This is a genomic window from uncultured Plantibacter sp., assembly GCF_963518075.1.
Lineage (GTDB): Bacteria > Actinomycetota > Actinomycetes > Actinomycetales > Microbacteriaceae > Plantibacter > Plantibacter flavus_A.
Window position 1 is genome coordinate 557,929 of sequence record NZ_CAUQHZ010000001.1, and the last position, 14,389, is coordinate 572,317.

The 14,389-nt window shown below is 68.7% G+C and carries 11 protein-coding genes; 1 reads left to right on the forward strand and 10 read right to left on the reverse strand.

Going from position 1 to position 14,389, the window contains the following annotated elements; genetic code table 11:
- Nucleotides 1-38: 38 nt before the first annotated feature.
- The 5 genes from RWN05_RS02675 to RWN05_RS02695 all read right to left on the reverse strand — a co-directional run bounded on the left by RWN05_RS02675 (nucleotide 39) and on the right by RWN05_RS02695 (nucleotide 6,226).
- Nucleotides 39-932, reverse strand: a complete 894-nt coding sequence (locus tag RWN05_RS02675; protein WP_121292846.1) for a LacI family DNA-binding transcriptional regulator — start codon at nucleotides 930-932, stop codon at nucleotides 39-41.
- 73 nt (nucleotides 933-1,005) lie between these two features.
- Entirely contained in the window at nucleotides 1,006-2,910 is a 1,905-nt protein-coding gene (locus RWN05_RS02680) for a BNR-4 repeat-containing protein (RefSeq protein WP_314138327.1), read from the reverse strand.
- A 46-nt stretch (nucleotides 2,911-2,956) separates the two neighbouring features.
- Nucleotides 2,957-4,291 (reverse strand): extracellular solute-binding protein, encoded by a 1,335-nt coding sequence (locus RWN05_RS02685; protein ID WP_064293996.1) that lies wholly within the window; start codon nucleotides 4,289-4,291, stop codon nucleotides 2,957-2,959.
- A gap of 94 nt (nucleotides 4,292-4,385) precedes the next feature.
- Entirely contained in the window at nucleotides 4,386-5,324 is a 939-nt protein-coding gene (locus RWN05_RS02690) for a carbohydrate ABC transporter permease (protein ID WP_083397394.1), read from the reverse strand.
- Nucleotides 5,321-6,226 (reverse strand): sugar ABC transporter permease, encoded by a 906-nt coding sequence (locus tag RWN05_RS02695; protein WP_314138331.1) that lies wholly within the window; start codon nucleotides 6,224-6,226, stop codon nucleotides 5,321-5,323. Before RWN05_RS02695 ends, RWN05_RS02690 begins: the two co-directional genes overlap by 4 nt.
- A gap of 214 nt (nucleotides 6,227-6,440) precedes the next feature.
- Between RWN05_RS02695 and RWN05_RS02700 the strand changes: the two genes are divergently transcribed.
- Nucleotides 6,441-6,980: a hypothetical protein gene (locus RWN05_RS02700; protein ID WP_314138333.1), complete on the forward strand. Its 540-nt coding sequence runs from the start codon at nucleotides 6,441-6,443 to the stop codon at nucleotides 6,978-6,980.
- A 72-nt stretch (nucleotides 6,981-7,052) separates the two neighbouring features.
- Here RWN05_RS02700 and RWN05_RS02705 read toward each other — a convergent pair whose 3' ends face one another.
- The 5 genes from RWN05_RS02705 to RWN05_RS02725 form a co-directional block, all read right to left on the reverse strand.
- Entirely contained in the window at nucleotides 7,053-9,155 is a 2,103-nt protein-coding gene (locus RWN05_RS02705) for an alpha-galactosidase (RefSeq protein ID WP_314138335.1), read from the reverse strand.
- Nucleotides 9,156-9,162: 7 nt separating this feature from the next.
- A complete protein-coding gene (locus tag RWN05_RS02710) occupies nucleotides 9,163-10,485 on the reverse strand; it encodes an extracellular solute-binding protein (RefSeq protein WP_314138336.1) in 1,323 nt (440 codons plus the stop codon).
- A gap of 77 nt (nucleotides 10,486-10,562) precedes the next feature.
- A complete protein-coding gene (locus RWN05_RS02715) occupies nucleotides 10,563-11,432 on the reverse strand; it encodes a carbohydrate ABC transporter permease (RefSeq protein ID WP_079000402.1) in 870 nt (289 codons plus the stop codon).
- On the reverse strand, nucleotides 11,429-12,373 hold the full coding sequence (locus tag RWN05_RS02720; RefSeq protein ID WP_064294001.1) for a carbohydrate ABC transporter permease: 945 nt from the start codon (nucleotides 12,371-12,373) through the stop codon (nucleotides 11,429-11,431). The genes RWN05_RS02715 and RWN05_RS02720 overlap by 4 nt, the downstream gene beginning before the upstream one ends.
- Nucleotides 12,370-14,379 (reverse strand): beta-galactosidase, encoded by a 2,010-nt coding sequence (locus tag RWN05_RS02725; protein ID WP_314138340.1) that lies wholly within the window; start codon nucleotides 14,377-14,379, stop codon nucleotides 12,370-12,372. Before RWN05_RS02725 ends, RWN05_RS02720 begins: the two co-directional genes overlap by 4 nt.
- Nucleotides 14,380-14,389: the final 10 nt, after the last annotated feature.

The window sequence follows — 14,389 nt, forward strand, 5'->3', positions numbered from 1 at the left end:
CACAGCGGAGCGCCGGCCTGTCCTCCCGCTCATGGACCTCAGCGCGCCGTGCTGTTCCGCGCGACGATCCGCGCGTCGACGACCACGTGCCGGACCGGCGTGTCGGCACCGGGCGGGGCGGCGATCTGACGTTCGAGCTCGGTGAAGGCCGCGCGCACGATCGCGTCGTAGTCGGGGGCGACCGTGGTGAGCGACGGGGTCGAGAACTGCGCGGCGTGGACGTCGTCGATGCCGATCACCGCGACCTCCTCGGGAACCCGCCGGCCGGCTTCCTGGAGGGCCGCGAGCACGCCGAAGGCGATCGAGTCGTTGGAGCAGACGACACCGTCGAGCTCGACGCCCTCGGCGGTCATCCGACGCATCACGCGTCGTCCCTCCTCGGGGGTGAACGCGTCGACGTGCCCGATGAGCGACGGCTCCTGCGCGAGGCCGAGCCGCGCGACCACGTCCCGGTACCCGGCGTACCGCTGATCCGCTGCGTCGGACGGACGTTCGTCCCTGGGCCCGATGAACGCGATGCGGGAGCAGCCGACCTCGGCGAGGTGGGTCGTCGCGGCGTCGGCGGCCGCTCGGTTGTCGATCGAGATGTGCGTGAACGGGCTCACCTGGATGTGCTCGCCGAGGAGCACCAGCGGCCCCGGGGAGGTCCGCCGCGTCAGGTCGCCGACCGTCAGCGAGCGGGGGATGTGGATGAGTCCGTCCGTGAGCGGCAGGCCCACCCCGTTGGCGATGTCGACCTCGCGGTCGTGGTCGCCCTCGGTGTGCTGGATGAGGATCGACAGTCCACGCTCGTCGGCGCCGCGGACGAGGAGCGTCGTGAGCTCCGCGAAGTACGGTTCGTCCAGGTTCGGGACGGCGAGCGCCACCATGCCCGTGCGCGAGCGGCGCGGTACCGGTGCCGATCGCTGAGAGCCGAAAGCGGCGTCCGACATGGTGCTGCTCCTCACTGCTGACCGGGTGGATCCCGGCCGCTCGGGACCGTTGCGGTCCCGACTGAGCACAACGCTATCTCGGGACATCGTCGTTCCTCGCGGATTCGGTGGCGGGTGCCGCGATCGCCTCGATCTCGAAGACCCGCGCGACGTCGGTCGCCGAGGCGGAGGGGTCGGTGATGAGCAGGCGCACCGCGTCGACGACCAGTCCGTCCACGGTCGCGGTGACGGTACCGGCGGTGTTGTCGTCGAACCGTCCGACCTCGACCCAGGCACCGCCCGTCCGGACCTCGACGGTGAAGTCACGGAGCACCGAATCGGTCGAGACTCCCCCGGCGTAGCCGCTCTTGACTCTGACCTCGGCGAGCGCCGTCGGGGCCTGCCACGCGGCCGTGATCGTGGGTGCCGTGTCGCCGACCGCGGAGATCCAGCGACTCGCGTCCGTGCACACGCCGTCGACGGCGAGCGCACCGCCGGTGTCGGCTCGCAGCGACGACGACACGCTGACGGTCGCACCGAATGCCACGTTCGTGCCGGATGCTTCGCCACGAAGGCCCGACACGATGTCCTGGAGCGAGGTCCCGCCGGTCTCGGCCGACGCCGCTCGCGGGATCGCCGCGTACCGGACGGTGCCGCGAGTGGTCTCGCTGAGTGGCGCACTCAGGTAGAGCACATCCGTGCCGTCGACGGTCTCCGCCCGCAGCCGTTGCTGGCCGAGTCGATCGGTGCCGACCGTGCGGGCCGTCCACGGGGTGCCGACCGTCTCGCGCTCCAGCCTGACCACCTGGCTGCGGTTCTCGCCGCAGACCTGTACGGCGAGGACCGCGTAGACGCGGTCGACTCCGCCGGCGCTCGTCGCGTCGATCGCGGCGACGGTCGAGACGCCGGAACCGAGCGCGGAGGCGTCGATGAGCGACTCGTCGTTCCAGGCACCGCCGTCCCACGAGGTGTATCGCACGTCGTATGCGGTCTCGTCGGCTCCGACGAACCGGTAGACGATCCCCGCGAGCGCCGTGCCGTCGAGGGCGAGCTTCGCGGTCTGCAACGCCGGCGTGTAGCTGCCGATGGCCTCGCCGGCACCGAAGGGGCGCCAGACGACGGATCCAGGGGTGGTCGGGGTGATCGGTCCGGTGAGCGCGGTCCCTGTGACGTCGGCGAAGGAACCGTCGGACGGGTCGTACGTCGCGTACGATCCGAGGTGCCGCGCCGGGTCCGCCGGGAACGGGCCCCATTCCCACAGCACGTGGACGCGGCCGTCGGCGTCCACCTCGAGGTCGTCGGGATAGAAGGAGTAGCCGGTCGCTGCGGCGACCACTGCTTCGCGTTCCCAGACACCGGTGTCGAGGTCGTACCGGTAGAGCCGCCCCTCTCGTCGCCCCTGCGCGTCCGTCCCGACGCGCACGAGCACCCAGGCGTCGCCGTCCGGCCCGCGCGCCGTCACCGGATAGGTGATCGCCGCGTCGAGGTCGGGCATGGAGGACGTCGCCTCCACGAGCGAGGTGACGTCGCCGGGCACTGAGGAGCGGAACACGTTCCACTGCTCGTTGTGCATCGACACGAAGGCGTGGATGACGCCGTCGCCGTCGACCACGATCGAGGGCTGGTTGTGGCCGTTGTCGTCGGTGAAGGTCACGCAGGCACCTCCGGCCGTCGAGCGCAGGCACCCTTCGGTCCACGTCCCGTCCGCGCCCCGCGAGGCCAGGTGCACCTCGTGCTTGGACGCGGTGGACGCCGGCGCGTTGAAGGCGAAGTAGGAGACACCGTCGACGACGTCGAGCGGTCGCCACCAGCCGGCCTGGTTCGACGTGTCGACGGTGACGGGCACGGTCTCGACCGTGTCGGTCACCGCATTCCCGCCCGCGTCACCACGCACCGGTCCTCCGGGGGCGGCGACCGCCGGCGCCGTCACCCCCAGCGCGAGGACCGTGAGCGCGGCCGCGGCGAGCGCGCGGACGGTGTTCGATGAGCTGCGTCGCATGGTTCCCCCGGTGCCGGTCACAAGCGTCCGATCGTCGATCCGCGGCTCAGCCGACGAGCTTCTGAGCGGCTTCGCCTGCGGACTTCATGGCTTCAGCGGGCTTCTCCTGCCCGACGAGGACCGCCTGCACCTTCTCCGCGATCTTCGTCTCGATCTGCGAGTACTGCACGAACTTCCAGAACGGGTTCGTCGAGCTCGTCTTGGTGATGCGGTCACTGAAGTTCGTGGCGAACGAGTCGTTCTTCACGGCGTCGGAGTTGAGCGCGTCCTCGGTCGCCGGCGGCAGACCACGGGCGGCGAAGTCCTCGAGCACGGTCTCCGGGTCGGACGTCACCCACTGGGCGAAGTCCGCTGCGGTGCCGGCGGCCGGACCGTCGACCACGGCGAGCGCCCCACCCCAGACGAGCGCACGCGGCGTGTCACCCTGCTTGAGGACCGGCCGGGAGACCGGCTGCAGCTTGCTCGCGAAGTCGGGGTCGGGTGATTCGCCGGTCACGGCGCTCCGTCCGACGATCGCGTCGTCGTAGATCGCGGTGCGCCCCTGCGCGAACAGTGAGCGTGCGTCGAAGCGGTCGACGTCGGCGGCGATGAGGCCCTGGTCGTACAGGCTCTTGTACCAGGTGACCGCCTCGATGCTCGCGTCGTCGCCGATCGTGACGGTGTCCCCGTCGACCAGCGGGCTGCCGAAGGTCTGCATCCAGATGAGGATGTCCTTCAGCTGCGCGGCCTTCGTCGACGCGGCGTAGGGGATCATGCCGTTGCCGAGACCCTTGAGCTGCTTGAGCGACCCCTCGAACTCGTCGATCGTCGTGGGGAACTCGCCGATGCCGGCCTGGTCGAGGATCGCCTGGTTGGTGACGAGGCCGATCGCGCCGATCGTCCACGGGAGGCCGTACTGCACGCCGTCGAATGTCGCGGCCGTGAGCCCTGCCTTCGTGTATCCGCGTCCCTCGGTCAGCCCGGAGACGTCCTGCAGCTTGCCGAGGCTCGCCAGCGAGCCGAGCCAAGCGACGTCGACGTGGGCGACACCGGAGAACTGCCCACCGCGCACCTGCAGCATGAGCTGGTTGATGTACTCGTTGTAGGGGAAGGACACCTCACCGACGTCGATCTTGGCCTTGCCCTCGTACTTCTGCAGGAGGCTCTGGATGGCGGGTGCCGAAGCCTTCTCGGTGAGCGACCAGCTCGCGAAATCGAAGTCGGTCGCGGTGCCGCCGGCGGTCGCCTTCGGGATGGATCCAGCCCCGGGTGCGGCACCCGTGGGTGCACATCCGGCGAGGGTGGCTGCGGCGACGCCGATGCCGAGGAACTGCAGGGCACGGCGGCGGGTGATGACGGTCTGCTGTGCGGCGGTGGCGAAGGACGGGGTGCGGTGGGACATGGCTCCTCCTCGAGCGTGATCCTGGTGGGACGTGTCTGGGTTGGTGGGACGGATTGTGGGGAGGCCGGCGGCGGGCCGGTCCGGTGTACTGCGCTCAGCCCTTCACGGCGCCGGCGGTCAGTCCGCCGACGAGGTGACGCTGCAGGGCCATGAACGCGATCGCCACGGGTAGGGAGACGACGAGGGACGCGGCCATGAGCTCGGGCCAAGCCGTGGCCGCCTCACCGACGAAGGTGTTCACGAGGCCGGGCGGGAGTGTCTGCTTGTCGGGTCCCGCGAGCGTGAGCGCGAAGATGAAGTCGTTCCACCCGCGGACGAAGGCGAACAGGCCCGCGGCGACCAGGCCGGGTGCGGACAACGGGAGAACGATGGAGTGGATGATCCGCAGGCGGGAGGCCCCGTCGACGCGGGCCGCCTCGATGAGTTCGTCCGGGATCGTGTCGAAGAACCCCTTCAACATCCAGACGCACAGCGGCAGGGTGAACGTCGTGAACGACAGCACCAGCGCTGCATAGGTGTTGAGGAGCCCGTAGGCGCTGAACACCGAGTACAGGGTGATCAGCAGCAACGCCTGCGGGAACATCTGCGAGGCGAGCACGAAGTACATGAGTGATCGACGCCCGCGGTAGCGGAACTTCGAGAACGAGTAGCCCATGTAGGCCGAGACGATCACGGACAGCAGGGCGGTGATGACGGACACGATGATGCTGTTCCGCAGGTAACCGAACAGGTCCGGGTTCGATGCGAGGGCGGTGTATGCCTCGAAGCTGATCTCCGTGGGGAAGAGCTTCGGTGGGTACGAGAAGACCTGGGCGCGTGGGGTCAGCGAGGTGGCCAGCAACCAGTACACCGGCAGCAGCCCGAAGCCGCCGCAGACGATCACCGCGACCCAAGCGCTGATCCGGACCGCCCGGCTTTCCGAGCGGAAGAGCGACGGACGGCGTCGCAGCGTGCCGAGCTCGGTCGCGACGAACGGCGGTTGCGGGTCCGGCGTGGTGTCCTGCGGTGCCGGCGGGGCGGTGGAGACGCTCATTTCTGCTCGCCTTTCTCCGAGAATCGGACGTAGACGACGACGAGCGCCATCAGGAGGATGAGCCAGAGCAGCCCGAGGGCGCCCGCGTGGCCGAGGTCGAAGCCGCGGAAGGCGGTCTCGTAGACGGCGGTGGCGAAGGTCTGGGTGCTCCCAGCCGGGCCGCCGCCTGTCAGGACGTAGATGATGTCGAAGTGCTGGAAGTTCCAGATGAACTCGAGCAGCAGGACGAGGCCGATGATGCCCTTCAGCTGCGGCACCGTGATCGAGAAGAAGCGTCGGATGGTCCCGGCGCCGTCCATCTCGGCCGCCTCATGGAGTTCCTGTGGCACGGTCTGCAGGCCGGCGAGCAGCATGACCATGATCCAGGGGAAGGACTGCCAGGTCTTCGCGACGATCACCGCGAACATGGCCGTCTGGGGTTGTGCCAGCCACGCCTGCGCGTCGATTCCGAACAGACCGAGGATGGCGTTCGCCACTCCGTAGTTCGCGTTGAAGATCCACATCCAGAGGAACGACACGACGACGCCGGGAACGAGCCAAGGGATCAGCATGAGTCCGCGCATCACCTTGGCACCGCGGATGCGGGTGTTGAGCGCGAGGGCCAGTGCGAAACCGATGACGAAGGGGGCGATCGTCGTGCCGAGCGTGAAGACCATCGTCTGCCCGAGCAACTTGAGGAAGTCACCCTGCAACACGTCGATGATGTTCTGGAATCCGACGAACTCGCGGCCGGGCACAACCAGGCTCTGCTTGAAGAACGCCGTGACGAGAGCGGTCAGCAGCGGATAGGCGACGACCGCGACGAGGAGCGCGAGTCCGGGGAGGACGAGGACGAACGCGAACATCCCGTCCGGCATCCGCCTCGGCTTGTTTGAATTTGAAACCAATTGTGAAGTCGTCATACTCACATCCTTGTGAGGAGCAGTCCGCTGCATGCGGGTCGTCCTGGGCGGCGGCGCCAGTATCAGCGGCCAAGTGTTGTTCAGCATGCCGGGTGTCCCCGGGACAGGTCAACGCAGACTGGTCACGGTTCCATAACGGACTGTTCATACTTGATTGAACTTGTTGCTTGAGAGTGTCTGTCCGCTGCCGGAGTGGACATGGGAGAGTTGATGGGTGAACTACGACCTCAGCGCTCCTGCTCGCCGCGACATCAAAGGCCTCACGGCCGCCATCGAGTCGGCCGAGGACGCTGCTTCACTGCAAGCGCGTCTGAGCGTGCCCCGCTACGGCGTGTTCGATCTCGTCGGTCGGGCCCGCCGCTCGCCGATCATCGGCGGGCTCCTCCTGGCCGGTACGGCGCTCGACCAGAACGGCAAGCCGACGAAGCCGCTCCAGGTGCTCGAGACGATGCCCGAGCTGGACCCCGTCGACCCCGACCCCGGTGCCGTCGCCGCTCAGCTCGCCGAGCTCGCACACGGCGACCTCGTCACGGTGCGGTTCTCCGACGGCGCCTACGGCGACTTCGGCGTGACCGGCATCGCCGTCTGGTCGGTCCCCGGCACCACCTTCCTCGTGGGCGGCTGGCTCATCGGTTCCGCGGGTGCGCCGGCGCCCCGAGTCACCGAGCTCGTCCGTCTCGCACCCGTCGGCGACCACCCCTGGCCCGTCCCGGCCCAGATCACCGTCGTCGGCGAGGACATCGGCATCGACTGACCGTGCTTCGTTCGCCCAAACATGGGCGAACGAACACACATTCGCCCGAAGATGGGCGAATGAAAGCGGCGGCTACTCCGCGTCGAGGGTGAAGAGCTGCGCCTGCTCGGGAGCGAGGAGCGGCATCGCGATCCCGACCTCGGCCAGCGCACGGCCGGTGAGCACGACCGAGCCCTCGACCAACCACCGGGGCGGTACGTCCTGGATCGACCGGGCGGGCGCACCGAGGTCGAGCGGGCGGACCCGATAGCGACGCTCGGGATCGAGGCCGGGCACGCGCAGCGGCGCGGGGATCGCCGTCAGCGGTGCGGCGAGCGCCACCTGCGCGACGATCGCGGACGAGCGGTCCTGGGCGATCACCCCGTGCGCGTGCAGTGCCGGGTCGGCGCTGTCCATGCGGACGATCTCGCCCGTGTGCAGCAGCGGGCGGAGGCGCTTGTAGTGCGCGATCCAGGTCGCGATCAGCTCGAGTTCCGGCTCGCTCGCCTCGTTGAGGTTCCACTCGATGCCAGCGCTCCCGAAGAGGGCTGTGGCGAGGCGGAACGAGAGGTCCGAGGTGCGCCAGGTGGTGTGCGAACGGGCCGCACCGAGATGACCGCCGAGGTACTCCGGTGGAACGACGAGCCCCGTGTAGCGCTGGATCGACTGCCGCTCCAGCGGGTCGTTCGTGTCGCTCGTCCACACCCGTTCGACCCGTTCGAGGATGCCGAGGTCGATCCGCGCGCCACCTGAGGCGCACGACTCGATGTCGACACCGGGGTGCAGGGCACGCACCTCGTCGAGCAGTCGGTAGAGCGCCGCCGTCTGCCGGTGCGCCGAGCCGCCGAGGAGGTCGCGGTTGTGGTCCCACTTGAGGAACGCGATGTCGTACTCGGTCAGCAACGCGTCGAGGCGTCCGAGGAGGTAGGCGAAGGTGTCCGGGTTGTCGAGGTCGAGCACCCGTTGGAAGCGCCAGGTGGGAGCGTCCGGGTGCCCCAGCACCCAGTCGGGGTGGGTACGCGCGAGCTCGGAGTCGGGGTTCACCATCTCCGGCTCGACCCACAGTCCGAAGTCCATGCCGCCACCGGTGACCGCGTCGATGAGCGGCGACAGCCCCTCGGCCCAGCGTTCCGGGTCGACGAACCAGTCGCCCAGCGCGCGGCGGTCGTCCGTGCGACCGGTGAACCAGCCGTCGTCCAGGACGAACCGCTCGACACCGACGCGCTTGGCCTGCTCCACGAGGGTGAGCAGTGTCGGCAGGTCGTGGTCGAAGTACACGGCCTCCCAGGTGTTCAGCACCACCGGGCGGGGCTTCGTGATCGTGCTCCACGAGCGGATCCAGGGGTGCAGTCGCGCGGAGACGCCGTCGAGACCCGCGTCGGAGTAGACGGCGACCGTCCACGGCGACTCGTAGGTGTCCCCCGGTGCCAGCGTGACTTCACCGGGCGCGAGGAGTTCACCGGAGCCGGTGACCACGGGACCGAGTGGCGAGCGCTCGCTCCAGATCACCTTGTCGCCGCTCCATGCGAGGTGGGTCGCCCACACCTCGCCGCAGCGGAAGTCGAAGCCGGGTGCGCCCGCGACGGACAGGAACGCGTCGTCGTGACCGGGCCGTCCGTGACGGTGTTCGCGCGTCCAGGCGCCCTGCCCGAGGCGGTGACGCTGCGGCGTGCGCTCGTGCGTCCAGAGACCGGTGAAGTCGAGGAGTTCCGTGGCGCGGTCGGGAAGCGGGAGCACGACGGCGAGGGCGTCGACGGCGAGGGGTCGGTCGACCTCGGCGTCGTTCCGCACCGTGTGCCGGACGCGGAGCACACCCTGGGGGGTCAACTCGATCGTCGAGACGATCGTCACCGCGGCGCGCTCGTCGGACGTCGTCAGGATCAGTGAGGTGTCGGTGGCCTGCTGGTCGATCAGCCGCAGCGCGAGCAGGTTCGACGCATCGGCTCCGCCCGGCCGGTGCACGCCGACACCCGGGCGGCCGCTCCAGCCGTCGAACACGGTGGGCAGCAGGCTGAGGCGCGGCGGGGTATCGATGGACGAGGGCGGGATCGCCGGCGTCAGCCCGTCGGCGAGGGCGGTGAGGGAGTCGGTGGCGAGTTCGCCGACATCGGCTCCCCAGTGGAGGATGGTGGGCACCTCCGTGCCGCGGGCGTCGACGATCAGGCTGACGCCCGCGGCACGAAGGTGGTGGATCACTGCTCTGTTACTCCTTGACAGGGATGGACTGCGCCTTGAGGGCGTCGATCGTCGCCGACTGGCCCTTGGTGAGGGCGTCGAGCAGGGTTCCGTCGCCGGAGACCGCAGCCTTGAAGCCGTCGGACACGTCGTTGTACGTCTGCGTCATCGTCGGACCCCAGGCGAAGTCCTCCGACACCTCGGAGGAAGCCTCCGCGAAGACATCGTAGATCGGCTGGCCGCCGTAGAAGTCGACGCCCTCCTTGAGGACGGGCAGGTTCAGGCCCTCCTTCGTCGCCGGGTAGATGTTGGCGCTCGTGTTGAGCATGGTGAGCGCCTCGTCCGAGGTGTTCAGCCACAGCGCGAACTTCGACGCCTCATAGGGGTGCTTGGAACCGGTGAAGACGGCGGTCGAGGAACCGCCCCAGTTGCCTGCCGCGGAATCGCCGGCCTCCCACTGCGGAGCCTTCGCGACGGCCCACTTGCCGGCGGTGTCGGGAGCACCCGACGCGATGGAGTTCGCGCCCCAGACGGCGGAGTTCCAGGTCCAGGCGGCGCTGGAGTTGTACGCGTTGTCCCACTCGGTCGTCCAGGTGGGGACGGTCGAGACGAGGTCCTCGTCGATCAGGTCCTGCCAGTAGTCGGCGACCTTCTTGGAGGCGGGGTCGGTCAGGTCGACGGTCCAGTCGGAGCCGTCGTTGTCAAACCAGCTGCCGCCGGCCTGCCAGACGAAGCCGGCGAACTGGTTGATGTCACCCTGCGAGAAGTTGGTGATGTAGGCACCGGTGGCGCGGACCTTCTTGGCGGCCTCCTTGTACTCCGCCCACGTCGTCGGGATGGCGATCCCGTTCTGCTCGAACAGGTCCGCGCGGTAGAACATGGCCATCGGGCCGGAGTCCTGCGGGACGGCGTAGACCGAGTCGGACTCACCGAGCGAGACCTGTCCCCAGGTCCAGTCGACGAAGTCGTCCTTGGCGGCCATGACGTCGTCGCACGCACCGAGGTCCATGAGGCCGTTCTGCACGCGGAAGTTCGGGAGGGCGTCGTACTCGATCTGGCCGAGGTCGGGGGCGTTGCCGGCCTTCAGCTGGTTGAAGAAGTTCTGGTACGTACCGCTGTTGCCGTTCGGGCCGGTCTGGACCTTGACCTGGATGTCGGGGTTCTCCTCGTTCCAGACGTCGACGACCTCTTCGATGCCGGGGATCCAGGAGGTGAAGCTGAGGTCGACCTTGCCCTCCGCCGGGGCGCAGGAGGCAGCAGCACTGCCGCCCTCCGACCCGGTGGAGGAGCAGCCGCTCAGGACGACGGCCGACAGCACCGCTGCGGCGACCGCTGTTCTCTTGAGGTTCATAGCGAATCCGTTCTTCTGTGAATGGTGCGGGATGGGTGTTGGTGCGGGATGGAGAAGATGCCTGCTGGTCGGTCCGACTACTTCACGGCGCCGGCGCCGAGGCCGGAGCGCCAGAACCGCTGGAGCAGGAGGAAGGTGATGACGAGCGGGATGATCGACAGGAATGCGCCGACGAGGACGTAGAGGCGCAGCTCGGGGATCTGGTTGACCTGCGAGTTCCACGAGTAGAGCCCGAGGGTGACCGGGAACAGGGCTTCGTCGCGGAGCATGATGAGCGGCAGGAAGAAGTTGTTCCAGATGGCGACGAACTGGAACAGGAACACGGTGACGAGCGCCGGGAACATGAGGCGTACGGAGATGGTGAAGAAGGTCCGGATCTCACCGGCACCGTCGAGACGCGATGCCTCGAGGAGTTCCTCGGGCACGCTCGACGCCGCGAAGATCCGCGTCAGGTAGACACCGAAGGGGCTCACCAGCGAGGGCAGGAAGACCGCCCAGAACGTGTTCGTGAGGCCCACCTGGCTGAAGATGAGGAACAGCGGGAGCGCGAGCGCGGTCGCGGGGACGAGCACACCGCCGAGGACGACGTTGAAGATCAGGTCGCGTCCCGGGAACCGGTACTTCGCGAGGGCGTAGCCGCACATGGCCGCGAAGAGCGTGCCGAGCAGTGCGCCGAGGCCGGCGTACAGCACCGAGTTCAGCATCCACTTGAGGTAGACGCCGTCGCGGTAGGCGACGAGCTGGCCGATGTTGTCGAACAGGTTGAAGTCCGCGAACCAGAGCGGAGCCGAGTTGCCGAACTGCGCTGACGACTTCGTCGAGGCGATGAACAGCCACCAGATGGGGATGAGGAAGTAGAGCGTGAAGACGAGCATCACGATGAGCGCGCCGGCGCGCGACAGGCGGCTCTCCTGCGGGCCGCGGCCGGTGGACAGGATGGCGGTCATTTGCCTTCCTTTCGCTGCGTGAACTTCAGGAACCCGAAGGAGAGGACGAAGGTCGCCAGCGCGAGCACGACCGAGAAGGCGGCTGCGAGGTTCACGTTCGGGATGGACGAGGTGGTGTAGACGGTGAGGTTCGGGGTGAAGGTGCTGCTGACGGCTGAGCTGAAGGTGCGGAACACCTGCGGCTCGGCGAGGAGCTGCAGCGTGCCGATGATCGAGAAGATCGCCGTGAGCACGATCGCCGGCATCACGAGCGGGATCTTGATCGACCAGGCGATGCGCGCCTGACCGGCGCCGTCCAGCCGCGCGGCCTCGTAGATCTCCGTCGGGATGGAGAGCAGCGAGGAGTAGATGATGAGCATGTTGTAGCCGACGAACACCCAGGTGACGACGTTCGCGATGGCCCAGAGCACGAGATCGGCCGAGAGGAAGTCCACGTTCTGCGTGATAGCGGTGAACGGCGACAGGTTCGGCGAGTAGAGGAAGCCCCACATGATGGCGGCGATCACGCCGGGCACCGCGTACGGGACGAAGAACGCGAGACGGAAGAACCGCTTGCCCCGCAGGAGCGGTGAGTCGAGCAGCAGCGCGAAGAGGAGCGCGAGCCCGAGCATCACCGGCACCTGGACGACGCCGAACAGGAGCACCCGTCCGACGGACTGCCAGAACGGGCCGTTCTGGAAGACCTGCACGTACTGCGCCAGTCCGCCGAACACCTCCCGGGCCTGACCGAAGGTGCCGTCACGCTCGATCACGAGCAGTGACTGGTAGACCGCGTACCCGATCGGCACGAGGTAGAACAGCGCGAACAGCACGGCGAACGGGACGATGAAGATGGCGATCGCCCGCTTGTGCTGCACCACCGCCTTCGGCAGCTTGGCCGCCCTCGGCGGGCGGACGGGCCGTGGCGACGTCGCCTCGGCCGTCTCGATGTTGACGCTCATCGCGTGCGGTCCTCTCTGATGACGCGCACGGTGCCGGCTGGCACGCGTGCGATGGAGTCGACGGGTTCGCCGGTGACGAGCTCGCGCCCGCTGGCCGGCAGCTCGACGTCGTTCGTCGAGTGGTTGATGAGGAAGAGGTAGCTCCGACCCTCGTCGGCGCGGCGGATGACCTCGAGGCCAGGCTGGTCCGGATCACCCTGTGGCAGCGCCCCGGCCCCCGCGGCTGCGTCGCGGAGCACCTCGTCGAGCGCGACGGCATCCAGGTTCGTCGCGAGGTACCAGGCGTCACCGCCACCCGCGATGCGGTTGCGCGTGATGGCCGGGCGACCGGTCGACGGGCCGTCGGCGAAGGAGTCGACGACCTCGGCACCGCGGACGCGGGACCGCTCGGACCAGGCCGTCGCAGTCCGGCCCGACGCGAGCGTCAGCACCTGGCCGGGGAGGACGGGGGCGAACTCCTCGACGTTGACGCCGAGCAGGTCACGGAACGCACCGGGGTAGCCGCCGGGGCGGACCCGGTCCTCCTCGTCGGCGATCCCACTGAAGAACGTGACGACGGCGTGCCCACCGGCTGCGACGAAGTCCGAGACGACCGCGGCCTCGCTGTCGCGCACCAGGTACAGGTTCGGGACGACGACGAGCCGGTAGGCGGAGAGGTCGGCGCCCGGACGCACGACGTCGACGGTGTGACCCAGACGACGCAGCGACGCGTGGACCGCGTGGACCTGCGAGAGGTGGTCGATCGCGTGGGTCGGGCGGCTCTCGCCGTCGGCGGCCCACCAGTTCTCCCAGGAGAAGAGGAGGGCGACATCGGCCTGGACGCGCGTGCCGGTGATCTCGTCGAGTCGGTCGAGCGTGCCGCCCAGCTCGACGACCTCGCGCCACACGTCGGAGTCGGTGCCCGCGTGCGGCAGGAGGGCCGAGTGGAACTTCTCCGAGCCCTGCAGCGACGCGCGCCACTGGAAGAAGCAGATCGCCTCCGCGCCCTTCGCGACGTGCGTGAGGGAGTTCCGGGTCATCTCGCCCGGTGCCTTCGCGAGGTTCTGCGGCTGCCAGTTGACCGCACCGGTGGACTGCTCCATGAGCAACCAGGCGCCGCCCCCGGCGAGACCGCGCGTGAGGTCGCTCGCGAACGCGAGTTCGGCCGTGGGGTCCGCGAGGCGGTTGTCGAGGTAGTGGTCGTTGGCGACGACGTCCATCTCGGGCGCCCACCGCCAGTAGTCGAGGTTCCGGATGTGCGCGGTGACCATGAAGTTGGTCGTGACGGGCACCGAGCTGTGACGGCGCAGGACCTCGAGCTCGGCCCGGTAATAGCCGAGGAGCTCGTCGGAGGAGAAGCGGTGGAAGTCGATGACCTGGCTCGGGTTCCGGCTCGACAGGGTCAGGCGCGGCGGCAGGATCTCGGCGAAGTCGCTGTACTGCTGGCTCCAGAACGACGTGCCCCACGCGATGTTCAGACGCTCGATCGTCTCGTAGCGGGCGCGGAGCCAGCCTCGGAATGCCTCGGCGCTCTCGTCGTCGTAGCAGAGCGCGTTGTGGCAGCCGAGTTCGTTCGACACGTGCCAGAGCTCGACGGCGGGGTGTGCGCCGTAGCGCTTGGCGACGCGCTCCACGAGTTCGAGGGCGTAGCGACGGAAGACCGCGGACGACGGGCACCAGGCCTGGCGACCGCCAGGGAAGCGGGTCGTCCCGTCCTCGGTCTCGGGGAGGATCTCCGGGTGCCGGAACGTCAGCCACGGTGGGGCCGATGCGGTGCCGGTTCCGAGGTTGACCCGGATGCCGGCCTCGTGGAGCAGGTCGAGGATCTCGTCGAGCCCGGCGAAGTCGAACTCGCCCGGCCGTGGCTCGAGGTGCGACCAGCCGAAGATGTTGAGGGCGACGAGGTCAACGCCCGCCTCCTGCATGAGCGCGACGTCTTCGCGCCAGACGGACCGATCCCACTGCTCGGGGTTGTAGTCGCAGCCGTAGGCGATGCCGTCGTGGCTGAACGTGGGGGTCGTGCTCATGGTGCCTTCC

Coding starts and splice junctions, on each gene's coding strand:
- RWN05_RS02715 (WP_079000402.1), bottom strand. CDS start 11,432: ATGACCGCCATCCTGTCCACCGGCCGCGGCCCGCAGGAGAGCCGCCTG.
- RWN05_RS02680 (WP_314138327.1), bottom strand. CDS start 2,910: ATGCGACGCAGCTCATCGAACACCGTCCGCGCGCTCGCCGCGGCCGCG.
- RWN05_RS02685 (WP_064293996.1), bottom strand. CDS start 4,291: ATGTCCCACCGCACCCCGTCCTTCGCCACCGCCGCACAGCAGACCGTC.
- RWN05_RS02675 (WP_121292846.1), bottom strand. CDS start 932: ATGTCGGACGCCGCTTTCGGCTCTCAGCGATCGGCACCGGTACCGCGC.
- RWN05_RS02690 (WP_083397394.1), bottom strand. CDS start 5,324: ATGAGCGTCTCCACCGCCCCGCCGGCACCGCAGGACACCACGCCGGAC.
- RWN05_RS02720 (WP_064294001.1), bottom strand. CDS start 12,373: ATGAGCGTCAACATCGAGACGGCCGAGGCGACGTCGCCACGGCCCGTC.
- RWN05_RS02710 (WP_314138336.1), bottom strand. CDS start 10,485: ATGAACCTCAAGAGAACAGCGGTCGCCGCAGCGGTGCTGTCGGCCGTC.
- RWN05_RS02695 (WP_314138331.1), bottom strand. CDS start 6,226: ATGACGACTTCACAATTGGTTTCAAATTCAAACAAGCCGAGGCGGATG.
- RWN05_RS02725 (WP_314138340.1), bottom strand. CDS start 14,379: ATGAGCACGACCCCCACGTTCAGCCACGACGGCATCGCCTACGGCTGC.